Source organism: Haemophilus parainfluenzae, from assembly GCF_003253005.1.
GTDB classification, from domain to species: Bacteria; Pseudomonadota; Gammaproteobacteria; order Enterobacterales; family Pasteurellaceae; genus Haemophilus_D; species Haemophilus_D parainfluenzae_M.
Window position 1 is genome coordinate 1 of the sequence record NZ_QEPZ01000006.1, and the last position, 25193, is coordinate 25193.

General features: G+C 39.2%; 26 protein-coding genes, 1 pseudogene and 1 riboswitch. Of the genes and pseudogenes, 10 read left to right on the forward strand and 17 right to left on the reverse strand.

Annotated features, from left to right (window positions below; translation table 11 throughout):
- Positions 1 to 115: 115 nt before the first annotated feature.
- The 10 genes and pseudogenes from DPV97_RS09735 to DPV97_RS07645 form a co-directional block, all read right to left on the reverse strand.
- Positions 116 to 244: pseudogene (locus tag DPV97_RS09735) on the reverse strand (helix-turn-helix domain-containing protein); the annotation flags it as partial.
- Between the two features lie 81 nt (positions 245 to 325).
- Positions 326 to 1132: a tryptophan synthase subunit alpha gene (gene trpA, locus DPV97_RS07605; RefSeq protein WP_070712982.1), complete on the reverse strand. Its 807-nt coding sequence runs from the start codon at positions 1130 to 1132 to the stop codon at positions 326 to 328.
- Positions 1132 to 2328, reverse strand: a complete 1197-nt coding sequence (gene trpB, locus DPV97_RS07610; protein WP_070712980.1) for a tryptophan synthase subunit beta — start codon at positions 2326 to 2328, stop codon at positions 1132 to 1134. The genes trpA and trpB overlap by 1 nt, the downstream gene beginning before the upstream one ends.
- A gap of 12 nt (positions 2329 to 2340) precedes the next feature.
- Positions 2341 to 3099, reverse strand: coding sequence for an SDR family oxidoreductase (locus DPV97_RS07615; protein WP_070712978.1), 759 nt, complete (start codon positions 3097 to 3099; stop codon positions 2341 to 2343).
- A 23-nt stretch (positions 3100 to 3122) separates the two neighbouring features.
- Positions 3123 to 4559, reverse strand: a complete 1437-nt coding sequence (gene trpCF, locus DPV97_RS07620; RefSeq protein WP_070712977.1) for a bifunctional indole-3-glycerol-phosphate synthase TrpC/phosphoribosylanthranilate isomerase TrpF — start codon at positions 4557 to 4559, stop codon at positions 3123 to 3125.
- A gap of 57 nt (positions 4560 to 4616) precedes the next feature.
- Complete coding sequence (gene trpD / locus DPV97_RS07625; RefSeq protein ID WP_070712974.1) at positions 4617 to 5618, reverse strand: anthranilate phosphoribosyltransferase; 1002 nt, start codon at positions 5616 to 5618, stop codon at positions 4617 to 4619.
- Positions 5619 to 5629: 11 nt separating this feature from the next.
- Positions 5630 to 6016, reverse strand: a complete 387-nt coding sequence (locus DPV97_RS07630) for a tautomerase family protein (protein WP_005629316.1) — start codon at positions 6014 to 6016, stop codon at positions 5630 to 5632.
- Between the two features lie 9 nt (positions 6017 to 6025).
- A complete protein-coding gene (locus DPV97_RS07635; RefSeq protein ID WP_005697516.1) occupies positions 6026 to 6610 on the reverse strand; it encodes an aminodeoxychorismate/anthranilate synthase component II in 585 nt (194 codons plus the stop codon).
- A gap of 12 nt (positions 6611 to 6622) precedes the next feature.
- Positions 6623 to 8173, reverse strand: a complete 1551-nt coding sequence (trpE, locus tag DPV97_RS07640) for an anthranilate synthase component I (protein ID WP_070712971.1) — start codon at positions 8171 to 8173, stop codon at positions 6623 to 6625.
- 197 nt (positions 8174 to 8370) lie between these two features.
- Positions 8371 to 8952 carry an FMN-dependent NADH-azoreductase gene (locus DPV97_RS07645; RefSeq protein ID WP_070712970.1) on the reverse strand — a complete coding sequence of 194 codons (582 nt, stop codon included), beginning with the start codon at positions 8950 to 8952 and terminating at the stop codon, positions 8371 to 8373.
- A gap of 260 nt (positions 8953 to 9212) precedes the next feature.
- On the opposite strand from DPV97_RS07645, the gene thrS reads away from it, so the two are divergent.
- From thrS to rplT, 5 genes are all read left to right on the forward strand, one after another.
- Positions 9213 to 11156, forward strand: coding sequence for a threonine--tRNA ligase (gene thrS / locus DPV97_RS07650; protein ID WP_070712967.1), 1944 nt, complete (start codon positions 9213 to 9215; stop codon positions 11154 to 11156).
- Between the two features lie 114 nt (positions 11157 to 11270).
- Entirely contained in the window at positions 11271 to 12089 is an 819-nt protein-coding gene (locus tag DPV97_RS07655) for a D-hexose-6-phosphate mutarotase (RefSeq protein WP_070712966.1), read from the forward strand.
- A gap of 145 nt (positions 12090 to 12234) precedes the next feature.
- Complete coding sequence (infC, locus tag DPV97_RS07660) at positions 12235 to 12777, forward strand: translation initiation factor IF-3 (RefSeq protein ID WP_075875453.1); 543 nt, start codon at positions 12235 to 12237, stop codon at positions 12775 to 12777.
- Between the two features lie 197 nt (positions 12778 to 12974).
- Positions 12975 to 13172, forward strand: a complete 198-nt coding sequence (rpmI, locus tag DPV97_RS07665; RefSeq protein ID WP_005596065.1) for a 50S ribosomal protein L35 — start codon at positions 12975 to 12977, stop codon at positions 13170 to 13172.
- Between the two features lie 66 nt (positions 13173 to 13238).
- Entirely contained in the window at positions 13239 to 13592 is a 354-nt protein-coding gene (gene rplT, locus DPV97_RS07670) for a 50S ribosomal protein L20 (protein ID WP_005596075.1), read from the forward strand.
- A 244-nt stretch (positions 13593 to 13836) separates the two neighbouring features.
- On the opposite strand, the gene dxs is transcribed toward rplT, so the two are convergent.
- The 3 genes from dxs to xseB form a co-directional block, all read right to left on the reverse strand.
- Positions 13837 to 15690, reverse strand: coding sequence for a 1-deoxy-D-xylulose-5-phosphate synthase (gene dxs / locus DPV97_RS07675; protein ID WP_070712965.1), 1854 nt, complete (start codon positions 15688 to 15690; stop codon positions 13837 to 13839).
- Between the two features lie 69 nt (positions 15691 to 15759).
- Entirely contained in the window at positions 15760 to 16653 is an 894-nt protein-coding gene (ispA, locus tag DPV97_RS07680) for a (2E,6E)-farnesyl diphosphate synthase (protein ID WP_070712963.1), read from the reverse strand.
- Positions 16654 to 16656: 3 nt separating this feature from the next.
- Positions 16657 to 16899, reverse strand: coding sequence for an exodeoxyribonuclease VII small subunit (gene xseB, locus DPV97_RS07685; protein ID WP_070712961.1), 243 nt, complete (start codon positions 16897 to 16899; stop codon positions 16657 to 16659).
- Between the two features lie 167 nt (positions 16900 to 17066).
- Here xseB and thiI point away from each other — a divergent pair, with 167 nt between their 5' ends.
- Positions 17067 to 18518, forward strand: a complete 1452-nt coding sequence (thiI, locus tag DPV97_RS07690; RefSeq protein ID WP_070712959.1) for a tRNA uracil 4-sulfurtransferase ThiI — start codon at positions 17067 to 17069, stop codon at positions 18516 to 18518.
- A gap of 34 nt (positions 18519 to 18552) precedes the next feature.
- Here thiI and DPV97_RS07695 read toward each other — a convergent pair whose 3' ends face one another.
- Positions 18553 to 19497, reverse strand: coding sequence for a gluconeogenesis factor YvcK family protein (locus DPV97_RS07695; RefSeq protein ID WP_070712957.1), 945 nt, complete (start codon positions 19495 to 19497; stop codon positions 18553 to 18555).
- Between the two features lie 157 nt (positions 19498 to 19654).
- Positions 19655 to 19796, forward strand: a riboswitch (molybdenum cofactor riboswitch).
- Here DPV97_RS07695 and moaA point away from each other — a divergent pair.
- The 4 genes from moaA to moaE all read left to right on the forward strand — a co-directional run bounded on the left by moaA (position 19785) and on the right by moaE (position 22068).
- Positions 19785 to 20798: a GTP 3',8-cyclase MoaA gene (gene moaA / locus DPV97_RS07700; protein WP_070712983.1), complete on the forward strand. Its 1014-nt coding sequence runs from the start codon at positions 19785 to 19787 to the stop codon at positions 20796 to 20798. It overlaps the preceding riboswitch by 12 nt.
- Positions 20799 to 20885: 87 nt before the next feature.
- Positions 20886 to 21368: a cyclic pyranopterin monophosphate synthase MoaC gene (gene moaC, locus DPV97_RS07705; RefSeq protein WP_070712955.1), complete on the forward strand. Its 483-nt coding sequence runs from the start codon at positions 20886 to 20888 to the stop codon at positions 21366 to 21368.
- Between the two features lies 1 nt (position 21369).
- Complete coding sequence (gene moaD, locus DPV97_RS07710; protein WP_005625813.1) at positions 21370 to 21615, forward strand: molybdopterin synthase sulfur carrier subunit; 246 nt, start codon at positions 21370 to 21372, stop codon at positions 21613 to 21615.
- Positions 21616 to 22068 carry a molybdopterin synthase catalytic subunit MoaE gene (gene moaE, locus DPV97_RS07715; protein WP_070712953.1) on the forward strand — a complete coding sequence of 151 codons (453 nt, stop codon included), beginning with the start codon at positions 21616 to 21618 and terminating at the stop codon, positions 22066 to 22068.
- A 45-nt stretch (positions 22069 to 22113) separates the two neighbouring features.
- Here moaE and DPV97_RS07720 read toward each other — a convergent pair whose 3' ends face one another.
- From DPV97_RS07720 to purE, 3 genes are all read right to left on the reverse strand, one after another.
- A complete protein-coding gene (locus tag DPV97_RS07720; protein WP_014065407.1) occupies positions 22114 to 23304 on the reverse strand; it encodes an amino acid aminotransferase in 1191 nt (396 codons plus the stop codon).
- Positions 23305 to 23442: 138 nt separating this feature from the next.
- A complete protein-coding gene (gene purK / locus DPV97_RS07725) occupies positions 23443 to 24531 on the reverse strand; it encodes a 5-(carboxyamino)imidazole ribonucleotide synthase (RefSeq protein ID WP_070712951.1) in 1089 nt (362 codons plus the stop codon).
- Positions 24532 to 24601: 70 nt separating this feature from the next.
- Entirely contained in the window at positions 24602 to 25096 is a 495-nt protein-coding gene (gene purE / locus DPV97_RS07730) for a 5-(carboxyamino)imidazole ribonucleotide mutase (protein WP_070712949.1), read from the reverse strand.
- Between the last annotated feature and the right edge of the window lie 97 nt (positions 25097 to 25193).

Genomic DNA, 25193 nt, shown 5'->3' on the forward strand with positions numbered 1-25193 from the left:
GGTCTTCTTCAGTTTTGGGTGGCGGTGGCATTTTTGCATATTGGGGTTTCATCGGCGGTCGTCCTGATGGTTTACGGGGAATAAGTCCTTTTATGCCACTTTTTTCAAACCGTTTCAACCATGTCCCGACTAGAGCGTTGGAAGGAATATTGTAAAAACGAGCAGCTTCTCTAATACTCATTTTCTCATTCAAAATAGGTTGAAGAACCTGTAATTTAAATTTGATTGTGTAGTGTTTACCCATAAAAAATCTGCACCTCAATTGTTGGTTTGTTGAGTCCAACTTTTGGGGTGCAGATCAAATTTGACCGCACTTTTTTATTTATTATTTGGTTGCAGTTTTCATATTGCGAACAAATTCGGCAAGTTCAGATAAGCATTGAGCCTGATTATCTAAGTTTCGCTCAATGATTTTTACCGTTGCAGAGCCTGAAATAGCTCCCGCTGCACCCAGTTGAAGGGCTTCTTTCACCTGAGCTGGTTGAGCAATACCAAAACCTTGTAGAATTGGTGGAGCCTTGTGGGCTTTGAGTTGCTCTACGAGCGTATCTAAGTTTGCAGCGTGAGCTTGATTCTCCGCACTTGTTACACCTGCACGAGAAACTAAATAGGTATAACCTTCGCTGTTTTCAGCAACGCCTTGTACCGTTTTGACATCAGCATTTGGTGGGCAAATAAAGACAGGTTGAATGCCATGCTTTTTAGCAACTTGAACATAGTCTTCTTTTGCTAATAGTGGAATATCTGCCACTAAAACTGCATCCACGCCGACTTCTGCACAACGTTGATAGAAATTATCTAAGCCTTTTGCAAAAATTAAATTTGCACAAAGGAGTAAGCTAATCGGAATTTCTGGATATTTTGACCGCACTTTAGCGAGCAATTTAAAGCTATCTTCTGTGCTATGTCCAGCATTCAATGCACGATTATTAGCCGCCTGGATAACAGGACCGTCTAATAGCGGATCAGAAAATGGAAAGCCTAATTCCAAAGCATCTGCGCCATTTTCGACTAACGTGCAAATAATCTCAAAAGAGCGATCAAATGTTGGATCGCATAATGTGACGAAAGGTACAAAAGCCCCTTCTTTTTTCGCTGCAAGTTCTGCAAATTTAGTTTCAAAACGGCTCATTATTGCATTCCTTTTTCTTTTAAAACTTTATCAACAGTGAAAATATCTTTATCACCACGACCAGAGAGATTCACCACTAAGATTTGTTCTTTATTCGGTTCTTGATGAACCATTTTTAACGCATGCGCTAATGCATGCGAACTTTCCAATGCAGGAATAATTCCTTCATGTTTTGCTAATTCTTGGAAAGCATTTAACGCTTCATCATCTGTAATACTTGGGTATTCTGCACGACCAATACTTTGCAAGTACGCATGTTGAGGTCCTACAGAAGGGAAGTCTAATCCAGCAGAAATAGAGTAGGATTCTTCTACTTGACCATCTTCAGTTTGCATTAATGGTGATTTCATACCGAAATAAATACCGACTTTTGCATGGCCTAATGGTGCACCATGTTCACCACTTTCAACGCCGTGACCAGCGGGTTCCACACCAATTAAGCGTACACCTTTTTCATCAATAAAATCAGTAAACATACCAATTGCATTCGAACCACCACCGACTGCCGCAATGACAGCATCGGGTAAGCGACCTTCTTTTTCTAAAATTTGACGTTTGGTTTCTTCACCAATCATTTTTTGGAATTCACGCACAATCGTCGGGAATGGATGAGGACCAGCTGCGGTACCCAATAAATAATGGGTATTTTCATAATTAGCTGACCAATCACGCATTGCTTCACAACACGCATCTTTTAATGAGCAAGAACCTTTTTGTACAGGAATTACTTCTGCCCCCATCAAACGCATACGGAAGACGTTTGGTGATTGGCGTTCCACGTCTTTAGCCCCCATGTAAACACGGCAAGGCATATCTAACATTGCACAAGCAAGGGCTGTCGCAACACCATGTTGGCCCGCACCGGTTTCGGCGATAATGCGTGTTTTACCCATGCGTTTTGCCAATAAAATTTGACCTAATACTTGGTTGGTTTTATGGGCACCACCGTGAAGTAAATCTTCACGTTTTAAATAAATTTTTGCTTTTGTCCCTTTGGTTAAATTACGACAGAGGGTAAGAGCGGTCGGTCTGCCTGCATAATTTTTAAGTAAATCTTGAAATTCACGTTGGAATTCAGGATCGTCTTTTGCTTCAACAAAGGCTTTTTCTAGCTGTTGTAGTACCGGTACGAGAATCTCCGGGACGTACATTCCACCAAATTCACCGAAATAAGGATTTAAAAGGGTTTCTGACATAATATTTCCTTGTTATTTTTGAATTCTTGCGACATTAAGTGGTGCAAAGGTTTGTGCAGTAGGCATCACTTCAATGCGATTAATATTGACATGTTCAGGTTGTTGATTGAGCCATAGAACAATATTAGCAATATCTTGTGGACTGACATATTCCACATTTTCATAGAGTTTTTCAGCTCGGGCATCATCGCCTTTAAAACGGACATTCGAAAATTCAGTTCCACCGCAAAGACCAGGCTCAACATTGGTCACGCGAATTTGTGTGCCTGCAAGATCGGCTCGAAGATTTAAACTAAATTGTTTGATAAAAGCTTTAGTACCACCGTATATATTTCCACCTGGATAAGGATAAGTGCCTGCAATTGAGCCTAAATTAATAATATGGCCTGAATTATGTTCTACCATTTGTGGTAACACAAGACGAGTGATGGTGACGAGACCTTTAATATTGGTGTCAATCATTTTCATCCAATCATCTAAACTCGCTTTATCAGCACTTTCTAAGCCTAATGCTAATCCTGCATTATTCACCAATAAATCAATGGATTGCCAGCTAGCGGGAAGGGAATGGAAAGCATCTTCTGTTGCCTGGCGATCTGAAATATCAAAGGCAAGAAAGTGGAAGTTTTCACCTAATTCTTGCTGTAATTGTTCTAAACGAGTGACACGACGCCCTGTGCCAATTACACGATAGCCATTTTCAATGAGTGTGCGACAAATTGCCGCACCAAATCCGGCAGTTGCGCCGGTTACTAACGCTGTTCTTTGCATAATGTTTCCCCTTAGCAATCAGATTAATTTAATAAAATCGTCTTAAAAACTGACCGCACTTTTTCGCTGTCTTTTACGCCAGCAGCAGTTTCTACACCAGAATTGAGATCAACCCCTAGGCAACCTTGCTTAATGGCTTGTTCAATATTGTCAGGTGAAATACCACCAGCCAAAATAATTTTGTGTTTCAAGTTTTCAGGAATGAGTGACCAATTAAAGGTTTTTCCTGTGCCACCTTGTTGATTAGCAGATTGGCTATCGAAAATATAGCGTGCGATATTTAAATCATCCGTAAAATCAACCGCACTTTGTGTCTCAGTATCGACTGAAATGGCTTTCCAAATTTGAGTTTCCTCAGGCAGTTGGTGACGAAGTGCGGTAATAAATTCAGCCGTTTCTGAACCGTGTAGCTGAACGGCATAAAGCTGCAATTGTTTAGCGATTTTTACAATAAAATCAATTTCTTGATTCTGGAATACGCCCACAAAACGAAGTGGTGATGCTGTCACTAATTCTTGGGCTTGACGTAGGCTCACACAGCGTTTTGAATGTTCGACGAAAATTAAACCACCGTATAATGCTCCGTTTACGTAAACCTCTTTGACATCTTGTATACGAGTTAAACCGCATACTTTATTTTCGCCAAAAATCACTTCACGCACAGCATTATTTAAATCAGCACTACCCATTAGGCTGCTGCCGATTAAAAAGCCATGTGCCACTTTTTGCAAATCACGAATTTGACTGTGATTATAAATCCCTGATTCGCTGATAATACGTGCATCAGCGGGGATACGATCGGCATATTTTTGTGTAAGTTCTACCACGCGGTTTAAATCAACGGTGAGATCGTGAAGATTACGATTGTTGACTCCGATAATTTTTGCACCTAAAGCAAGGGCACGCTCAAATTCTTCTTCATTGCTGGTTTCTGTCAATACCCCCATGCCAAGAGAATGTGCAAGATCAGCCAGTACGCGATAGGTTTCATCATTCACCACTGAAAGCATCAATAAAATAGCATCAGCTTGATAGTAGCGTGCAAGATACACCTGATATTCGCTGATCATAAAATCCTTGCATAATACAGGTTGTGAGACAACGTCACGTACTTGCGGCAAATATTCAAATTTACCTTGAAAGTATTTCTCATCCGTTAGCACAGAAACAGCTGACGCATAATGTTTATATACATTGGCGATTTCTTCTAAGTTAAATTCACCACGAATCAATCCCTTAGATGGCGATGCTTTCTTACATTCCAAAATATAAGCAGGCTTTTGATGTGTGCCTTTAGCCAACGCATCATAAAAAGAGCGGTCAGATTTTTGAATGTTTTCTTTAAATTGTGAAAGCGGAAATTCGGCTTCCTTCGCTTTAACCCATTGGGCTTTGTCTAAGACGATTTTTTGTAGCACCGTAGCAGAGTCAATTGGTTTGGTGAAATCTTGCGTGATCATAAATTTTCTTCTTATTTTATTGGGGCTTTATTGCGGTGTATAAAATCGGCCTTTATCTTAATATTTTGTTAAATTTTGTAGTGTCTCAAACGCTTTGCCTGATGCGAGATGAGCCAACACATTTTGAACATTTTGTTTTAAGTCATCATGACCAAATAATTTCAACAATAATGCTACATTTGCAGCAACTGCATTGGCATGTTCCTCTTTTCCGTCACCTTGTAAAAGTGCGGTCAGATATTGGGCATTTTCTTGCGGTTCGCCGCCACGTAAATTTTCTAAAGATTGTGTTTTTAAACCAAAATCTTCCGGTGTTAAGGTGAAGTAGTCAATTTTGCCGTTTTTAATTTCGGCGACTTGCGTTTTACCGTGTACGGCGACTTCATCAAGACCGGCACCATGAACTACAAAAGTATGTTGATGACCTAATGCGACAGCGGTTTCAGCATAGGTTTTCACTAATTCAGGGGCATACACACCAAGCAAATGATAAGTTGGGCGAGCTGGATTAATTAATGGACCTAAAATATTAAAAAGCGTACGCGTTTTTAATGCCGAGCGAACAGGGGCAACATGTTTAAAACCGCTGTGATATTGTTGAGCAAATAAGAAACATACGCCAATATCATCAAGCGCTTGACAAGCTTGTTCTGGTGTGACGTTGACATTCACACCGAGTGCGGTTAATACATCACTGGCACCGGATTTACTTGATACGCTACGGTTACCGTGTTTGGCTACTTTTGCCCCCATAGAGGCTGCAACAATGGCACTAGCAGTAGAAATATTAATGGTATTTTGACCATCGCCACCTGTTCCTACAATATCCGCAAAAGGGTAGTCAGGGCGAGGGAATGGTTTGGCATTTTGCAAAGACGCAGATACCGCACCACTTAATTCATCGATGGTGGCACCACGTACTTTTAACGCAATCAGCATGGCAGCGATTTGTTCGTTATTCAGTTCGCCTTGCATAATAGCATTAAAAATGACCGCACTTTCTTCTTTATTAAGTGTTTTTCCGCTGTAAAGTTGTTCTAATAATTGAGCCGTTTGCATAATCTTGTCCCTTATACGTAAATATCGTAATCTAAATCGCGCGCTTCATCGCCAGTCATACCACGGAAACCCCAACAATGCGCCGGTTGTTCTTTAATCGTAATTTCAACGTTGTGAGATTTAATCCCAATTTTGTATTCGAGTTCGCTGAAGAGCATTTTGATTAAACGTTTTTTCGTCCCTTCCATACGACCTTGCATAAGGTTAATTTCAATAACGGTGTAATCATCGTTACGATCGATAGGATAAAGAAAATCTTCTTTATCTAAACATAAGAAACGAATCGCATGCTTTCCGCGAGGAATGTCTAAACCAAGGTTTAAACAGTTATAAATTACTTCAGCAATATCTTGACGACGAGGTGCAAGCACTTCTTTTAATCCATATACGGTAATCATTTTTCTTCCTTAATCTCTGTTTAATAACCATTCCACAGATTGTTGTAATAATTTCGAACCTTGCACGGTAAGAATGCTTTCTGGATGGAATTGGAAAGCACAAATTGGCAAGGTTTTATGACGAATTGCCATCACAATACCATTGTAATCGGCATTGACAATAAATTCGTCAGGCAGATTTTTACCCATTAAAGAGTGATAACGTGCCACAGGCATTGGGTTAGCAATATCTTTAAACATGGCTTGGTTATCATGTTGAATGCGAGATACTTTACCATGTAATACTTCGCCTGCATGTACAACCTCTCCACCAAAGGCTTGAATAAGTGCTTGATGGCCTAAGCAAATACCGATAATTGGCACATCATTTTTTAAACGTTCAATAAGTGGGAGTAAGATACCTGCCTCAGCCGGAGTACCTGGCCCTGGAGATAGCGCAAGAATCGTATCCGGTGTATTTAATGCTTCTTGTACCACTTGTTCTAAATTAGTGTCATTACGATAAATTTTTACGTTATGCCCAAGCACACGGAATTGATCCACTAAGTTATAAGTGAATGAATCAAAATTATCTAAAAAGAGAATATTAGCCATAATTTATCGTCCTTATTTTGCTTGGGTATTGATTTGTTTGATTGCTTTAAGCACTGCAGCCGCTTTATGGCGAGTTTCATCCGCTTCCATTTGAGGATCAGAATCCAATACTTCGCCACAGCCAGCTTGAATATGGGCAATGCCATTTTGTACAAAAGCAGAACGAATCACGATACAGGTATCAAAATGACCATCAGAGGTGAGATAACCGACCGCACCGCCGTAGCTGTGACGTTTTTGCTGTTCAAATTGATAGATTAACTGCATCGCTTTGATTTTAGGCGCACCAGTTAAAGTGCCCATATTCATACAAGCTTGATAAGCGTGTAAGGCATCAAGTTCAGGACGTAATTTACCCACTACGCGAGAAACCAAGTGCATGATGTGAGAATAGCGATCCACTTGCATTAGTTCAGCGACTTTACGCGTACCGCTTTGGCAAACGCGAGCAATATCATTACGGGCTAAATCCACCAACATTAAATGTTCAGCTTGTTCTTTATGATCAAGACGCAATTCTAATTCCAAACGCGCATCCAATTCAGGGTCAATATTGCCATGCGCATCAAACCCACGCGGGCGAGAACCTGCAATTGGGTAAATTTCTAATTGGCGATTGTCCGGTGCATATTTCAACGCACTTTCTGGTGATGCACCGAATAAAATGAAATCCTCATCGTTCATGTAGAACATATATGGGCTTGGATTGTTATGTTTTAATTGTGCATAGCTCGCAAGGGTATTCGGGCAGGCCAATGAAAAACGGCGAGATGGCACGATTTGGAACACATCACCAATATTAATATGATGTTTTAATGCTTTTACAATGCCGATGAATTCAGGATCTTCAAAGTTGGTGTTGACCTCATCACTTGCCGCTTTAATGGAAAGTACACCATCAATATTTCTTAATTTTTGTGCAATAGAAAGTGCGGTTTTCGCGACTTCCACTTGCTCTTCTTGGCTAAAACAGAAGCTTTTTAATGTAGCTTGTTGGCTTTGGTGATCGATGGTGATTAAGTTTTCTGCGAGATAGAAACTGTAATCCGGGCAGTTAATGCCATCATCTTTTAATTCAACATCTTGCATTGGAATAAAATTTGCCACCAAATCATAAGCAAATAAACCACCTAAAAAGACAGGTGTGCTGCTATGTTGATAATGGTTAGAAATTACACGAAGTCCATCAAAAATGGTTGCAGCTTGTAATTTGCTGTCTTCATCTAATTGATTGTCGAGCGGCGCGAATTGCACAGAAAATTCATTCTCAAAATTGACCGCACTTACGGTACCGAGTTGGCTTAACACTGGATGAATTTCGTTTAACACTTGTTTACCGTTCGCATTCAGTGCTCTAAAAGTCACTTGATTGCCTAAACAAGTAATTTTAACGGAAGCATTAATTAGAATAAGGCTCTGTAAGCTATTTTTACTACCAATTTCGGCAGAGTCGAGGAGAAGAGAATTTGAGTTCTGTTTGCAAAGCGTATTAAAAATTGCGGTGGTGTCGGCGTGATAGGGAACCGGTTGAGAGGTCACCGCAATAAAAGGGGTATTTTTCATAATCAATCCTGTATTCTGAACTTTTGCACTATTAAACTAGTACATAATGCATAAGTCAAGAAAATAATCAAAAAATTGGCGTGATTTTACAATATTTTTTTAATTTTTAACCAAAGATATTAAAAATAGAGGAAGTTGATTAGAAAAAAGCCATTTCGAGGCATATCTCAAAATGGCTTATCTGGGGATTTTAGTAATTAGAGAGATGCAACAATCTCATCAATTTTATTTCTTGCTGAACGTTGTGCTTTTTCAATTGCCTCTGCACCTAATCCAATACCTTTTGCATAAGCAAACTGAACATCGGTAATACCAACAAAACCTAAAATGGCTTCTAAGTAATTTGTCACATTGTTGTTTTCATCATACATGCCACCAAAACTTGCTAATACAATCGCTTTTTTACCTTGAAGTAAACCTTCAGGGCCATTTGCAGTGTATTGGAAAGTCACACGAGGGCGAGCGATAAAATCAAAATAAGATTTAAGTTGTGTTGGGATGCCTAAGTTATACATAGGTGCACCAATTACAATAATATCAGCGGCTTTTAATTCAGCCACTAACTCATCAGATAAGGCTAAAAGTGCATTTTCTTCTGCAGTTTTAGGTTCGCCACGTACCGCAGTTGCCGCCGTTGCATCAAAATGGGGAAGTTGTTGCGCCGCTAAATCACGTACCACAATGTTGTGGTCTTTTAATTTTTCAATGGTGTAATCGGCTAATTTATTACTTTGAGAGTTATCTACAAGGATGCTTGATTTCAATACTAATACGTTCATAGAGTTTCCTTTAATTGCTGTTTATCAAAAGTGCGGTCATTTTATCGGAAATTTTGAATAGATAAAGTAGCTATCAGGAAAATCATTATTTACTCATTGGAAAGAATTCAGCAAGATATTAACAAGTGTGGTGGAAAGTGCTAAAATTCTCCGCCGTACTTGGTTTGCTCGATAGTGGGAGTGAATGAAAGTGCGGTTTGTTTTTAATCATTATTTGCATGTTGCCTTTCGTATGGGCGACCACTGTATAAGGAAAAATTATGCCTATTATTACTTTGCCGGACGGTTCTAAACGTGAATTTGATCGTCCAGTTTCTGTGTTAGAAGTGGCTCAAGATATCGGAGCCGGTCTTGCCAAAGCAACCATCGCTGGCCGTGTAAATGGCGAACGTCGTGATGCGAGTGACATCATCAATGAAGATGCCAACCTTGAAATTATTACTGCAAAAGATGAAGACGGTTTAGAAATTATTCGTCACTCTTGCGCACACTTGCTAGGTCACGCTATCAAACAATTATTCCCAGATGTCAAAATGGCAATCGGTCCAACGATTGAAAATGGCTTCTATTATGACGTGGATTTAGACCGTTCTTTAACGCAAGAAGACATTGATGCTATCGAAAAACGTATGCTGGAATTGGCGAAAACCAATTATGACGTAATCAAAACTCCGGTAAGCTGGCAAGAAGCAAGAGATACTTTTGAAAAACGCGGCGAGCCATACAAAATGGCTATCTTAGATGAAAACATTGAACGTACCGCAACGCCTGCGCTTTATCATCACGAAGAATACATTGATATGTGTCGTGGGCCACATGTGCCAAATATGCGTTTCTGCCAACACTTCAAATTAATGAAGGTTGCAGGTGCATACTGGCGTGGTGATAGCAAAAATAAAATGTTACAACGTATCTACGGTACGGCTTGGGCAGATAAAAAACAATTAGCAGAATACTTAACTCGCTTAGAAGAAGCGGCAAAACGTGACCACCGTAAAATCGGTAAAGCGTTAGATTTATATCATATGCAAGAAGAAGCACCGGGTATGGTGTTCTGGCATAACGATGGTTGGACAATTTTCCGTGAATTGGAAACCTTCGTACGTACTAAATTAAAAGAATACGATTATCAAGAAGTGAAAGGTCCGTTCATGATGGACCGCGTGTTATGGGAAAAAACAGGTCACTGGCAAAACTACGGTGATTTGATGTTTACTACACAATCAGAAAACCGTGAATATGCGATTAAACCAATGAACTGCCCGGGACACGTTCAAATCTTTAACCAAGGTTTAAAATCTTACCGTGATTTACCAATCCGTATGGCTGAATTTGGTTCTTGTCACCGTAACGAACCATCAGGTTCTTTACACGGTTTAATGCGTGTCCGTGGCTTCACTCAAGATGATGCACACATTTTCTGTACTGAAGATCAAATTGAAAGCGAAGTAACCAGCTGTATTAAAATGGTTTACGACATTTACAGCACTTTCGGTTTCCAAAATATTCAAGTAAAACTATCTACTCGTCCTGAGAAACGTATCGGTGCAGATGATATGTGGGATCGTGCAGAAGCAGGTCTTGCGGCAGCATTAGCTCATAACGGTCTTGAATATGAAATTCAAGAAGGTGAAGGTGCATTCTACGGTCCGAAAATTGAGTTTGCGTTACGTGACTGCTTAGATCGTGAATGGCAATGCGGTACTATCCAATTAGACTTTGCATTACCAGGTCGTTTAAATGCGTCTTATGTGGCAGAAGATAATGATCGCCGTACACCAGTTATGATTCACCGTGCGATTTTAGGTTCGATTGAACGTTTCATCGGTATCATTACTGAAGAATATGCGGGTTTCTTCCCTGCATGGTTAGCACCAGTTCAAGCGATTGTGATGAACATTACAGATAGTCAAGCAGACTACGTTCAAAAAGTGGTGAAACAACTTTCTGATGCTGGATTACGTGTTAAAGCTGATTTACGTAATGAAAAAGTTGGCTTCAAGATCCGCGAACATACCTTACGTCGCGTGCCTTATATGCTCGTTTGCGGTGATAAAGAAATCGCAGAAGGCAAAGTGGCTGTACGTACCCGTAAAGGTGCAGATTTAGGTACTTTCACTATTGAAGAATTTGCTGAAATCTTAAAATCCCAAGTAAGACAACGTGAGTTGAAATTGTTGGGTGAAGAGCAATTAATTCTTTAAAATCTTAATTAAAAATGACCGCACTTTGATGTGCGGTTTTTTATATTCACGGTATAAAAATAAACTCAAGTATCTCTTTCTTCTATATAATAGCCTTATTACAAGGAGGCGCATATGACAGCTCAAATTCAACAATTAACACCAGAATTAACTTTAGAACATATTAATGAAATTCCTGTTTTAATCTTAAATCACCCAGTAGGATCGGCTCGAATTGCATTACAAGGGGCGCAGCTATTAAATTGGCAGCCTAAAGGGGCAGAGCAGGATATTTTTTGGTTAAGTGAGATTGAACCTTTCACACAAGGTGTGGCAATTCGCGGCGGTGTACCGCTTTGTTACCCTTGGTTTGGAGGCGTTAAACAACCTTCACACGGTACAGCGCGTTTACGTTTGTGGCAATTAAGTGATTATGATCTTCAAGCAAGTAAAGTGCGGTTAGAATTTTCACTGTTTTCTGAATATGGTGTGATTGAAGCCAAAATGAAAATGGAATTTACCGATAAATGCACAATGACTTTAACGCATTTAGGGCAAGAACCTGCTCAAGCCGCATTGCACAGCTATTTTAATATTGGTGATATTTCACAAATTGAAGTCGAAAATTTACCAAGTCGTTGTTTTGACTCATTACAAGGTAAATATACAGAAGTACCTGCAACTCGCAGAATTGAACAGGGCGTAGATTGTATTTATTCATTAGAAGAAAATAAAACATTGTTGGTGGATAAAGCATTTAATCGACGTATTCAAATTACCCATCATCATGCAGATTCAATTGTGCTATGGAATCCTTGGGAGAAAACACCAAGTGCGATGCAACCAGAAGGATATAGAACAATGGTATGTATTGAAACCGCAAGATTAGAAAAATTGCTTCAATTTGGAGAGAGTATTTCAGCTGAAATAAGTGCTTTAACCACTGATATTTAAAGGAATAGAAATCCTTGTTGCACAAACGTGGCAAATACTATAAAATTTTGCCCGTTTTTTGCTTGTTTTTATAGCAAATGATTGAAGAAATCTTCTGTTTTAAATGCAGTGGGTTTTATATTAAATAAATAGAAGGAATAACATTATTAAAACCGTAAAAAAAGCTCCGGCAGCTAACCGCCCGAATCGCATTAACGATGAAATTCGAGTAAAAGAAGTTCGTTTGATTGACCAAGATGGTGAACAAGCGGGGATTGTATCAATTCAACAGGCCTTAGAGATGGCAGAACAAGCAGCGCTTGATTTAGTTGAGATCAGTCCGAATGCCGAACCACCGGTTTGTCGTATTATGAACTACGGCAAGTTCCTCTATGAAAAGAGCAAAACCGCAAAAGAGCAGAAGAAAAAACAAAAAGTTGTACAAGTGAAGGAAATTAAATTCCGTCCAGGTACAGACGAAGGTGACTACCAAGTTAAATTACGTAGCTTAATTCGTTTCTTAGAAGATGGTGATAAAGCGAAAATTACCGTACGTTTCCGTGGTCGTGAAATGGCTCACCAAGATATCGGTTTAGACGTATTAGAACGCGTTAAAAACGATTTAGCTGATATTTCAGTAGTGGAATCTGCACCAGGTAAATTAGAAGGTCGCCAAGCGGTAATGGTGTTAGCACCTAAGAAAAAATAATTTTTTATTTAGATTTGATCTAGATAATCGAATTTTCACTTCGGTGAGAATACAACTGCACATTGGGCAAACTACGCAGCCTAATTGCTTTTGGATAAGGGCAATTCAATTTGCCATATTGGAATAATTAGTGCCTACAAGTAATCTCCAGATTCGCCTAATTATGTGTTTAACTTAAAATGCGGAGTTTTTTAACAATGCCTAAAATTAAAACAGTACGTGGTGCTGCTAAGCGTTTCAAAAAAACAGCTTCTGGCGGTTTCAAGCGTAAACAATCTCACTTACGTCATATTTTGACTAAAAAGACAACTAAACGTAAACGTCATTTACGTCATAAATCAATGGTTGCGAAAGCAGACCAAGTTTTAGTAGTAGCTTGCTTACCATACGCATAAGCCGTTATTTAAGCAAAACGTACGATTAGTTAAATTAGTTAAAAATATTACATAGGAGATTAAATAATGGCTCGTGTAAAACGTGGTGTTATTGCAAGAGCACGCCATAAGAAAGTTCTTAAGGCTGCTAAAGGTTATTATGGTGCACGTTCACGCGTGTATCGCGTTGCTTTCCAAGCGGTGATCAAAGCTGGTCAATACGCATATCGTGACCGTCGTCAACGTAAACGTCAATTCCGTCAATTATGGATTGCACGTATCAACGCTGCGGCTCGTCAAAATGGTTTATCTTACAGCAAATTCATCAACGGCTTGAAAAAAGCGTCTGTTGAAATCGACCGTAAGATCCTTGCTGATATCGCTGTATTCGACAAAGTGGCGTTCGCTGCATTAGTTGAAAAAGCAAAATCTGCACTTTAATTTTTTAAAGTTTAGATTCAAAGATTAGGACGCTGAAAAGCGTCCTTTTTTATTACCTCCCCAAAAGAAAAAACCGCTACTCAAAACTTGAATAGCGGGGAGGTCTTAATTTATAAGAAACTTCAAAAAGATAACTGCAATATGCAGTGCACTAGCAATGTATCAGACTGTGTGTTTTTGAAATAGTTCGATATTTTTGAAAAATATTTTTAAAAATATCAAAATTAAACCCAAATGAACGAATTTAGCCCTTTATAAAGGCGATAATTTGCTCTTCAATCCCTTTTTCATCTAATTGAATTTCAGCAAGCGCTTCTTGTTGTGTACCTTGCGGAATAAAAATATCAGGTAAACCGAGCTGTAAAAGTGCGGTTGTTTTTCCATGAGAATTTAGCACTTCTGAAACCGCAGAACCTGCACCACCTTGAATCGCATTTTCTTCCAATGTCACAATGACGTCATGGGTATTCGCCACTTCTAGAATACGAGCTTCATCAATTGGTTTCACAAAACGCATATCGACAACAGTCGCATTGAGTTTTTCTGCCACAGATAAAGCATCAGGTAAGAGTGTGCCAAAATTCAAAATCGCGATTTTTTCACCTTGACGAACCATTTTTGAACGACCAATTTCTAATTCTGCAAGTGGGGTTAATTCTACGCCGATTGCATTTCCACGCGGATAACGTACCGCAGCTGGTTTACCACATTTATACCCCGTATAAAGCATTTGGCGACATTCGTTTTCATCACTTGGTGTCATAATGATCATATTCGGAATGCAGCGCATAAAACTTAAATCAAAAGCACCTTGGTGAGTTTGACCATCCGCTCCTACAATACCAGCTCGATCGATAGCAAAGAGAACAGGTAAGTTTTGAATGGCGACATCATGAATAAGCTGATCATAAGCACGCTGTAAAAAGGTAGAATAAATAGCTACAACAGGTTTATAACCACCAATTGCAAGGCCCGCAGCAAAAGTGACAGCATGTTGTTCAGCGATGGCAACATCAAAATATTGTTGTGGGAATCGTTCTGAAAATTCTACCATGCCAGAACCTTCACGCATTGCAGGGGTAATACCGACTAATTTATCGTCTTGTTCCGCCATTCCACATAACCAATCGCCAAAGATTTTTGAATAGGTTGGTTTGGCATTTGATTTAGGAAGTTGGCCGCTTGTTGGGTCAAATTTTGGTACGCCATGGAAACCGATCGGGTCTTTTTCTGCAGGCTCGTAACCTTTTCCTTTTTTAGTTTTGATGTGTAAGAATTGCGGCCCTTTGAGATCACGCATATTGCTTAAAGTAGCAATTAATTCATCAATATTATGCCCGTCAATTGGTCCAATATAGTTAAAACCGAGCTCTTCAAAAAGCGTACTTTCTGGAGAGAACATCACACCTTTCATGTGCTCTTCAGTTTTCTTCATAAAGTTTTTAACAGTTGGCACTTTATCTAAAATTTTCTTACTGCCATCACGAACTGTTGAATATAATGAACCAGAGAAAATACGGGCTAGATGATTATTTAATGCGCCGACATTTTCAGAAATAGACATTTCATTGTCATTTAAAATGACCAACATATCCGTATGCAAGGAACCCGCATGGTTTAAGGCTTCAAATGCCATACCCGCAGTGATTGCACCGTCACCAATCACACAAACGGTTTTACGCCCCGCATTTTCACGTTCTGCCGCAACAGCAATACCTAGTCCAGCACTGATAGAAGTAGAAGAGTGACCCACACTTAATACATCAAACTCACTTTCTTCACGCCAAGGAAAAGGATGAATGCCGCCTTTTTGGCGAATAGTGGACATTTGATCACGACGACCTGTTAAGATTTTATGTGGATAAGCTTGATGGCCCACATCCCAAATTAATTGATCAAAAGGGGTTTTGTAAATGTAGTGTAGTGCAACCGTCAATTCAACGGTACCAAGACCAGATGCTAAATGACCACTGGTTTGACTAACGGATTCCAACAGATAACTCCGTAATTCCTGACAAAGTTGCGGAAGCTGATCTTTATTCAAAAGACGCAAATCTTCCGGCGAATTAATTAAGGATAAAAGAGGATAGTTGTTCATATATTCGTTAGTCCTAAAATGTGAAAAAAGTGACCGCACTTTGAAAAATCAAAGTCAGTGCTGTCACTATTAACTTTTACGGTTGACAATAAATTCAGCTAATGCGCGTAATGCGGTAGTATCAAAAGGTAAATTGTCTAATTCATGTAAGGCGGTTTGATAGAGTTCTTGCGCTTTTTGTTTTGCGCCCTCTAACCCTAATAGCTTTGGATAAGTGCTTTTATCTAAATCTAAATCAGAACCCACCGGTTTACCGATTTCCGCACTGTCGCCTTCAATATCTAAAATGTCATCTTGTACTTGGAAAGCCAGACCAATGGCTTGTGAATAACGTTCTAGTTGTTGCTCTAATTCTTTGTTTTCAAAGTGAGGAGAGCATATAAAACCCATTTTTAATGCGGCCGTTAGCAATGCACCAGTTTTGTTGCGATGAATAAGCTCTAATTCAGTTAAATTAACTTGTTTATGCTCAGAAATTAAATCTAAACTTTGCCCTAAACACATGCCTTGTACGCCAGATGCTTGAGCCAATACTTTAACTAATTGCAACTTTTGCTCTGCAGAAAGAGAAGGGGCTTGCGTAAGAATTTCAAAGGCAAAAGTTTGTAACGCATCGCCAGCTAAAATGGCCGTCGCTTCATCAAAAGCAATATGACATGTTGGTTGACCACGACGAAGTTCATCGTTATCCATGGCAGGCAAATCATCATGGATTAAAGAATAAGCATGGATAGATTCAATGGCTGCTGCCGCGTAATCTAAAGCAGGCATTTCTGCGGCTAGCATTTTTCCCGTTGCATAGACAAGGAAAGGACGAACGCGTTTGCCACCTAGCAATAAGCCATATTTCATGGCATCACGCAAAGGGGCATTATAAGAGTCAATTTCTTCAAATTGATTGGCTAAAAACTGATTAATACGATCTTGAACTTGTTTGAGTTCAGTGCCGAATTGATAACTCATGGATTACTCGTCCCCTTGATAATCACTTAATGGGGCGGTTTCGCTTTTTTGTAACAAAATTTGAATACGTTGTTCGGCTTGTTGCAAGCGTTCTTGACCAAGTTGAGTTAATTTAATGCCGTTCTCAAATTCTTTCAGCGCATCTTCCAATGGCAATTCACCGCTTTCAAGTTTTGTCACAATTGTTTCTAATTGTGCAAGTGTTGTTTCAAAATCAGGTTCAGCATTTGCTAGTTTACGCGCCATTAAATTATCCTTTTCAGATGAATAAATTGCTCCGTATTGTACTTGATTTTTATAGGGATGTTAAAAACTTATTTCAAAGTGCGGTCAGTTTTTCGTGAGAATTTGAACTTTGTGGGATCTGGAATTTAGCGTACAATACGGCCATTTTTTATTATTCAAAGATTATTATGAAATTTATCGTTAAACTTTTTCCTGAAATTATGATTAAAAGCGAAACCGTGCGTAAGCGTTTCGCAAAAATTTTGACCTCTAATATCCGCAATATTTTACAGAAATATGATGAAGAAACGGCGGTTATTCGTCATTGGGATTACATCGAAGTGCGCTCAAAAAATGAAGCCAATCGTGAAGAGTTGATTGCGCTTTTACAACGCATTCCGGGGATTCATCATTTTTTAGAAGTGGAAGAAAAACCGTTTACCGATTTACATCATATCTTTGAGTTGACCTTAGCGGATGTCGCAGCTCAGCTTGAAAACAAAACCTTTTGTGTACGTGTAAAACGTAAAGGTAAGCATGATTTCAGTTCCATTGAAGCAGAACGTTATATCGGTGGTGGTTTAAATCAGCATGTTGAAAGCGCAAAAGTACGCTTAAAAAATCCTGATGTAACCGTTCGTATTGATATTGAAGATGACAAAATGATGCTGGTGAGAGCTCGTCATGTTGGTCTTGGTGGTTATCCAATTGGGACACAAGAAGATGTGCTTTCATTGATTTCAGGTGGCTTTGACTCTGGCGTATCCAGTTATATGCTTATTCGTCGTGGTTCACGTGTGCATTACTGTTTTTTCAATTTGGGGGGAGCAGCCCATGAAATTGGCGTGAAACAAATGGCTTACCATATTTGGAATCGTTATAGTTCATCACATAAAGTCCGTTTTATTGCCATTCCTTTTGAAGGCGTAGTGGGTGAGATTTTAGAGAAAGTCGATAACGGCCAAATGGGCGTCGTGTTAAAACGAATGATGGTGCGAGCTGCAAGTAAAGTTGCACAACGTTTTGATATTCAAGCTATCGTTACTGGTGAGGCGCTCGGACAAGTTTCGAGCCAAACTTTAACCAATTTACGCTTAATTGATGAAGCATCCGATGCATTAGTATTACGTCCACTTATTACCCATGATAAAGAACAGATTATTGCAATGGCGAAAGAGATTGGTACGGATGATATTGCTAAATCAATGCCGGAATTCTGTGGGGTAATTTCTAAAAATCCAACGATTAAAGCGGTACGTGAAACAATTCTTGAAGAAGAAAATCACTTTGATTTTGTCGTGTTGGAAAGTGCGGTTGAAAATGCACAATATTTAGATATTCGCCAAATTGCAGAAGAAACTGAGAAAGAAGTGGTAGAAGTGGATACCATTTCAGTGCTTGGTGAAAACGATATTATTTTAGATATTCGTAGCCCTGAAGAGACAGATGAAAATCCATTTGAATCAGACGAGCATCAAGTGATGCAATTGCCGTTTTACAAATTATCTTCACAATTCGGCTCATTAGATCAAAGTAAAAACTATGTGCTTTACTGTGAACGAGGCGTGATGAGTAAACTGCAAGCACTTTATTTAAAAGAAAATGGTTTCACGAATGTGAGAGTTTTTGGGAAAAAATAAGGAAAAAATGACCGCACTTTAACGTGCGGTTTTTTTATTCGTAATCTAATTCACCCACTAATTCATCGATAGCTTTGGCAAGTAATGTTCTGTCATGACGATAGCTGATATCATCTGCATTCAAACGTTTAGCTAAGATTTTAACGGAAGAAATGGCAGACAAATCGACCGCACTTTGTTCACGATAAGGGGTAATAGCACCATTAATGACTGGTTCACCAACAATTTCATTAATTTTCAGAATACGATCTGCTAGTGAAAGATGAGAGGCTGCGCCAATTTCTGTCCCTAAATTATCAATAAAAATAACTTTCGCTTTGCTATTACGCAGGGCAGTCGCTACTTCAGGTAGCAATAGCGGGGGCATAATGCTTGTCATAAAACTTCCTGGGCCAAGTAAAATGACTTCCGCTTGCTCCAATGCTTGGATGGCTTCTTGTGCGGCTTTAACCATAGGCACTAAGAAAAGTGATTGGGGTAATTCTGTTAAATTATCAATGCTCACTTCACCGACAATACTGGAGCCTGAACCTAAACTCGCGGCAAGATGAACAGGTTCTTCTGACATGGGAATAATGTGAGATTTTACTTTGAGTAATTCACGAATCAAGTTAATGGCTTCAATGGGGCGAATATGCATATCTTCTAAGGCTTTGAGCATTAAATTGCCTAAATTATGCCCAGAAAGTTCACCTTCGCCAGTAAAGCGGTATTCAAATAATGCGGAGGCTGTACTTGGCTCAATGATGATTTGGTTTAAGCAATTACGTAGATCGCCCCACGCAATACCACCTTGTTCTTGGCGAATGCGACCCGTTGAACCGCCGTTATCTGTGGTGGTGACAATACCGGTTAAACGCTCTTTCATAAAACTAAGCGCCGATAATACACGTCCTAATCCATGACCACCACCAATGGCAACAATATGTTTGATTTCGTCTAAATGTTCATGACGGCTGTGACGAGATAAATCAGACATTTTTCTTCCTTTTTTACCTATAAATTATTATAAAAAATAATGTTATATATTTTTTTATATAGGTCAATTCTGTTATTTTTATCAATATAGTTGGGTTATTCTACCAAATTATTGCTATTAACCGCTTGCTTTTATTACAATACCAACACAATTTATTTTTAACGCATAACTCCGAGCTTGTTTAGCCTAAGTTTCACAAGAAATACGGTGGCAAGCCAATAACGCGGTACGTTATTCAGGGATACGCTGGAAACGGTTTATCCTCTCCATATTTAGAAAGGTGTAAAATGCAATCCATTCCTATCAAGAACGTAGGAGAGTCTCGCTTAGTCGATCCTTTCCAACGCCAATATTACTATCTACGACTTTCGATTACCGATCAGTGTAATTTTCGTTGTACCTATTGTTTACCTGATGGTTATCAACCCGAAGCTAACAAACCAAGTTTCTTAACTTTAAAAGAAATCACCTATCTTGCTCAAGCGTTTGCTGAAATGGGCACAGAGAAAATCCGTTTAACGGGTGGCGAACCGACTTTACGCAAAGATTTTATTTCTATTGCTGAAAGCATTGCTAATATTGATGGAATCCGTCAATTAGCTGTCACGACAAATGGCTATCGCATGGCAAAAGATGTGGCTGATTGGAAGAAAGCAGGGGTTACGTCTATTAACGTCAGTGTTGATAGCTTAGATCCAAAAATGTTCCATCAAATTACAGGTATCAATAAATTTGATGACGTGATGCGTGGTATCGATCGTGCATTTGAAGTGGGCTACAATAAAGTCAAAGTCAATTCAGTTTTAATGAAAAATTTGAATGACAAAGAGTTTGAGCAATTCCTTGTTTGGGTGAAAGATCGCCCAATTCAAATGCGCTTTATCGAACTGATGCAAACAGGTGAAATGGATAGTTTCTTTGATAAATTCCATCTTTCAGGACAAGTATTAGCGGATAAATTGCTGAAAAACGGTTGGCAATTACAGCATAAATCCCACACTGATGGCCCAGCTAAAGTCTTTACGCATCCTGATTATGCCGGTGAAATTGGCTTAATTATGCCTTATGAGAAGAATTTCTGCGCAAGCTGTAATCGTCTTAGAGTATCAGCGAAGGGCAAACTTCATCTCTGTTTATTCGGCGAAGAAGGCATTGAATTACGTGATTTATTACAATCGCATGAACAGCAAGATATTTTGCAAGCACGTATTTTTTCTGCATTGCAAGGCAAACGTGAACATCATTATTTGCATATCGGTGATAGTGGCGTAAGAAATCATTTAGCTTCTATCGGTGGCTAGAAGAAAATAGGTGACTTTTACTGTCACTTATTTTGCTTTCGTCACACATGTAAAACATTCAATATTTTAACCGCACTTTATTTTATTATGACTACATTTACGCATATCAACTCTCAAGGTGAAGCCAATATGGTGGATGTTTCTGCAAAAGCAGAGACTGTTCGTGAAGCTCGTGCTGAAGCCATCGTTACTATGTCAAAAGAAACCCTTTCTATGATCGTGGAAGGAAAACATCACAAAGGCGATGTATTTGCTACTGCTCGCATTGCTGGAATTCAAGCGGCAAAACGCACTTGGGAACTTATCCCACTTTGCCATCCCTTATTACTTTCTAAAGTAGAAGTGAATTTAGAACCGCTACTTGAAACCAATCAAGTTCGTATTCAATCTCTTTGTAAATTAACCGGAAAAACTGGCGTAGAAATGGAAGCATTAACGGCAGTAAGCGTAGCAGCCTTAACTATTTACGATATGTGTAAAGCCGTACAAAAAGACATGGTGATTGAGCACGTTCGCCTGTTAGAAAAGAGCGGTGGAAAATCTGGCCATTTTATTGCGGAGGAAAAATAAGATGTTAAATGTTTTATTTTTTGCTCAAACTCGTGAATTAATTGGGGAAGATTCTATTCAGCTTGAAGGTGACTTTGCGACAGCAGAAGCGGTGCGTGAACATCTTGCTCAAAAAGGTGATAGATGGGCGTTAGCGTTAGAAAAAGGGAAACTTTTAGTCGCTATCAATCAAACTTTGATGCCATTAGAAAGTGCGGTCAAAAATGGGGATGAAATTGCGTTTTTCCCACCGGTAACAGGAGGCTAAATGGCTGATATTCAAATTTCAGTACAAGAACAACCTTTTGATCAAAATGCAGTTTACCAATGGCTATCAGAGCAACATTCAGTTGGCGCAACGGTTGTTTTTGTGGGTAAAGTACGCGATCTTAATTTAGGCGATGAGGTATCCAGTTTATATTTAGAATATTATCCCGCAATGACAGAAAAAGCCTTACGTGAAATTGTAGAACAGGCGAAAGCGCGTTGGGATATTCAGCGTGTGTCTGTAATTCATCGAGTAGGATTGCTACATACTGGCGATGAGATCGTATTAGTGGGGATTAGTTCTGCTCACCGAGGTGATGCCTACCACGCTAATGAATTTATTATGGACTTCTTAAAATCTAAAGCCCCGTTCTGGAAAAAAGAACAAACCCATCAAGGCGAGCGTTGGATTGAAGCAAGAGAAAGCGATAAAGAAGCGTTAGAGAAGTGGTAATGACAAAGTGCGGTTAAACTTAACCGCACTTTTGCTTTTTATAAATTAAAGTACTTTCACAATACTTTCACATAAATAACGAATATTGTCTTCTGTGATACCCGCTACATTGATACGACCAGAGCGAACAGCGTAAATCGCAAATTCTTCTTTTAAGCGATCAACTTGTTCAGGTGATAAGCCGCTGAAAGAGAACATACCGTTTTGTTCCATGATAAAGCTGAAATCTTGTTCTGCACCGTATTCTTTTAATAACTGAACGAATAAATGACGCATTTTTTTGATGCGTTCACGCATTTCAGTTAATTCATTTTCCCATTCTTGACGAAGTTGTGCATCATTTAATACGGTCGCTACGGTCGCCCCACCGTGAGATGCTGGGTTAGAGTAGAGTGTACGAATAATTGACTTCACTTGTGTTAATGCGGTGGAAGCAATTTCTGCATTTTCAGCTACAAGGGTAAAGGCACCTACACGCTCATTGTATAAACCAAAGTTTTTAGAGAATGAACTCGCCACTAATAATTCTTTATGATTTGCCGCAAATGCACGTAAACCGTAAGCATCTTGATCTAAGCCATTGGCTAAACCTTGATAAGCAAAGTCAAAGAGTGGTAACCAGCCATTTTTTGCTGAAAGCGCAGCTAATTCTTGCCATTGTTCTGGGGTTGGGTCAATACCGGTTGGGTTGTGACAGCAACCATGTAAAAGCACCACATCACCTTCGCTTGCTTGGCTTAAATCTTCAAGTAAATGTTCCCAGTCAAGGGCTTTGCGTTCAGCATCATAATAACGATATTCACGAATCGTCATGCCCACCGCATTGAAAATGGCATTGTGGTTTGGCCATGTTGGCGTACTAATCCACACATTTTGAGCTTTGGTTTGGCGTTTGATGAATTCCGCAGCAATGCGTAATGCACCTGTGCCCCCTAAACTTTGAGCAGTTCTTGCACGGTTTGCTTTAATGACTTCTGAATCTTTACCGAAAAGGAGTTCTTTTGTGCGTTCGTTATAATCGGCAATACCATCGATAGTCAGATAGTTTTTCGTTTTTTCGTTATCAAATAAGCGTTTTTCTGCTTCTTTCACTGCACGCATAATCGGTGTTGTACCTTGTGCATCTTTATAAACGCCAATACCTAAATTGATTTTATTTTCACGGGTTTCAGATTTGAATGCTTCGCCTAAGCCTAAGATAGGATCGGCCGGAGCCGCTTTGATATGTTCAAACATAGCTTTTCCTTATGTATGTGTTGTGAGATGAGTAATTTTATACTTCAGTCAATGGATTTTATCAAGAAGAACCTGATAAAAATCAACCGCACTTTGATGTTTTTAGATATTCATCAAAAAGTGCGGTTGTTTTTTCGATTATTTTAATTTCTCAATCGTCCAATTTAAACCAGATTGATAGTCTTCAGGGAGTTCGTGACGAAGTTTTTCAAGCTGTTGAATAATGATCGTTTTATCAGGATGCGTAATATTGATATGACCTAATTTTCTACCTGGACGAACTTCCTTGCCATACCAATGTAATTGGGAGAAAGGAGTGTTCAACCATTGTGGATTATGTTCTGTACCAATTAAATTAACCATGACACTTGGTGCAATGGGCTGTAATGATGGAGTGGGTAAATCTAGTAAAGCACGTAGATGCAATTCAAATTGACTAATCGCACAGCCTAATTGTGTCCAATGTCCGCTATTATGCACTCTTGGGGCAAGTTCATTAATTAATAATTTATCGCCTACTACAAAGCATTCCATCGCCATTACACCCACATATTCAAGCTTATCCATAATTTTTCCAAGCATAGATTCAGCCTGAATTTGTTGGCTTTGTTGTTGAGGGAATGAAACATCTGTCACACTGTAACGTAAAATGCCATTTTGCTGTAGGTTATGTGTCACTGGATAGAAACGTTTTTCACCATTTTTAAATCTTGCGCCTAAGATAGACACTTCATAATCAAAAGGAATAAATTTTTCTGCGATAACTTCACCAAATAAATCGTCCGTAATGTCACGTTGATTATTTTCAGTGATAATCCATTGACCACGACCGTCATAACCACCAGTACGACGCTTTACTACGACTTTTTCACCCACGTTTTTAAATACTTCAGGCCATTGCGTTTTATCTTTTAATAAACACCATGGCGAGGTAGAGAGATTGAGTTCATCCAGTAAAGATTTTTGGGTAAAGCGATCAGCCAATAAGCCAAAAACATTCTGATTAACGAAATTCTTATGATGACCTAATAATTCGGTTAACGGTGTTTTTTCCCAACGTTCAATTTCTGCGGTGATGATGGCATCTTTGGGTAAATCAAATACAGGTGCATTGAACTCAAGCGGTTGGACATGAATATCTAAAGGTGCGCCTGCATAACGTAACATTCTGCCAAGTTGACCATTACCAAGCACATAAACAGTAGGATATAGGGTAGAGTTTTGCATAAAATTTCTCATCAAATCTAGCTAAAAAAACAACCGCACTTTGAAAAGTGCGGTCAAATTTAACGGTGTTTTATGTACGTGGATCAGGATTATCCAATACCATATTGGTTTGATTTTCGCGGAATGCTTGTAGGCGAGCGAATAACACATCATCCCAACCCGCAAGAATTTGTGCGGCGAGTAATCCTGCATTAGCAGCACCGGCTGGGCCAATCGCTAACGTACCGACAGGAATGCCTTTTGGCATTTGTACGATAGAATAGAGACTATCAACACCGCTTAACATAGAGCTTTTAACAGGGACACCCAATACGGGCACAAGTGTTTTAGCCGCAATCATACCAGGTAAATGAGCTGCACCACCTGCACCCGCAATAATCACTTTGTAACCATTCTTTTGTGCATTTTCGGCAAATTCAAACAGTTTGTCGGGGGTTCGATGTGCGGAAACGACTTCAACATGATATGCCACATTGAGTTCATCTAAAATTTGAGTGGCTTCTTGCATGGTTGCCCAATCACTTTTTGAGCCCATAACAATAGCAATTTGTGCGGTATTTGACATATTTTTAAAAATTTATCTGATAAAAAACGATGCGTAGAATAGCATACTTGCCTACTTTTAAGCAAACGTTTGCTATATGGTAAAAACTGAAAATTCC

Bases quoted from the DNA above. Each gene is read 5' to 3' on its own strand.
- trpCF (WP_070712977.1), bottom strand. From the start codon at position 4,559: ATGATCACGCAAGATTTCACCAAACCAATTGACTCTGCTACGGTGCTA.
- rplT (WP_005596075.1), top strand. From the start codon at position 13,239: ATGGCTCGTGTAAAACGTGGTGTTATTGCAAGAGCACGCCATAAGAAA.
- trpA (WP_070712982.1), bottom strand. From the start codon at position 1,132: ATGAGCCGTTTTGAAACTAAATTTGCAGAACTTGCAGCGAAAAAAGAA.
- trpB (WP_070712980.1), bottom strand. From the start codon at position 2,328: ATGTCAGAAACCCTTTTAAATCCTTATTTCGGTGAATTTGGTGGAATG.
- DPV97_RS07720 (WP_014065407.1), bottom strand. From the start codon at position 23,304: ATGTTTGAACATATCAAAGCGGCTCCGGCCGATCCTATCTTAGGCTTA.
- xseB (WP_070712961.1), bottom strand. From the start codon at position 16,899: ATGGCGCGTAAACTAGCAAATGCTGAACCTGATTTTGAAACAACACTT.
- dxs (WP_070712965.1), bottom strand. From the start codon at position 15,690: ATGAACAACTATCCTCTTTTATCCTTAATTAATTCGCCGGAAGATTTG.
- DPV97_RS07645 (WP_070712970.1), bottom strand. From the start codon at position 8,952: ATGAACGTATTAGTATTGAAATCAAGCATCCTTGTAGATAACTCTCAA.
- ispA (WP_070712963.1), bottom strand. From the start codon at position 16,653: ATGAGTTATCAATTCGGCACTGAACTCAAACAAGTTCAAGATCGTATT.
- DPV97_RS07635 (WP_005697516.1), bottom strand. From the start codon at position 6,610: ATGGCTAATATTCTCTTTTTAGATAATTTTGATTCATTCACTTATAAC.
- moaE (WP_070712953.1), top strand. From the start codon at position 21,616: ATGGCTGATATTCAAATTTCAGTACAAGAACAACCTTTTGATCAAAAT.
- thrS (WP_070712967.1), top strand. From the start codon at position 9,213: ATGCCTATTATTACTTTGCCGGACGGTTCTAAACGTGAATTTGATCGT.
- trpD (WP_070712974.1), bottom strand. From the start codon at position 5,618: ATGCAAACGGCTCAATTATTAGAACAACTTTACAGCGGAAAAACACTT.
- purK (WP_070712951.1), bottom strand. From the start codon at position 24,531: ATGCAAAACTCTACCCTATATCCTACTGTTTATGTGCTTGGTAATGGT.
- thiI (WP_070712959.1), top strand. From the start codon at position 17,067: ATGAAATTTATCGTTAAACTTTTTCCTGAAATTATGATTAAAAGCGAA.
- moaC (WP_070712955.1), top strand. From the start codon at position 20,886: ATGACTACATTTACGCATATCAACTCTCAAGGTGAAGCCAATATGGTG.
- DPV97_RS07655 (WP_070712966.1), top strand. From the start codon at position 11,271: ATGACAGCTCAAATTCAACAATTAACACCAGAATTAACTTTAGAACAT.
- purE (WP_070712949.1), bottom strand. From the start codon at position 25,096: ATGTCAAATACCGCACAAATTGCTATTGTTATGGGCTCAAAAAGTGAT.
- DPV97_RS07695 (WP_070712957.1), bottom strand. From the start codon at position 19,497: ATGTCTGATTTATCTCGTCACAGCCGTCATGAACATTTAGACGAAATC.
- DPV97_RS07630 (WP_005629316.1), bottom strand. From the start codon at position 6,016: ATGATTACCGTATATGGATTAAAAGAAGTGCTTGCACCTCGTCGTCAA.
- moaA (WP_070712983.1), top strand. From the start codon at position 19,785: ATGCAATCCATTCCTATCAAGAACGTAGGAGAGTCTCGCTTAGTCGAT.
- DPV97_RS07615 (WP_070712978.1), bottom strand. From the start codon at position 3,099: ATGCAAAGAACAGCGTTAGTAACCGGCGCAACTGCCGGATTTGGTGCG.
- rpmI (WP_005596065.1), top strand. From the start codon at position 12,975: ATGCCTAAAATTAAAACAGTACGTGGTGCTGCTAAGCGTTTCAAAAAA.
- trpE (WP_070712971.1), bottom strand. From the start codon at position 8,173: ATGAAAAATACCCCTTTTATTGCGGTGACCTCTCAACCGGTTCCCTAT.
- moaD (WP_005625813.1), top strand. From the start codon at position 21,370: ATGTTAAATGTTTTATTTTTTGCTCAAACTCGTGAATTAATTGGGGAA.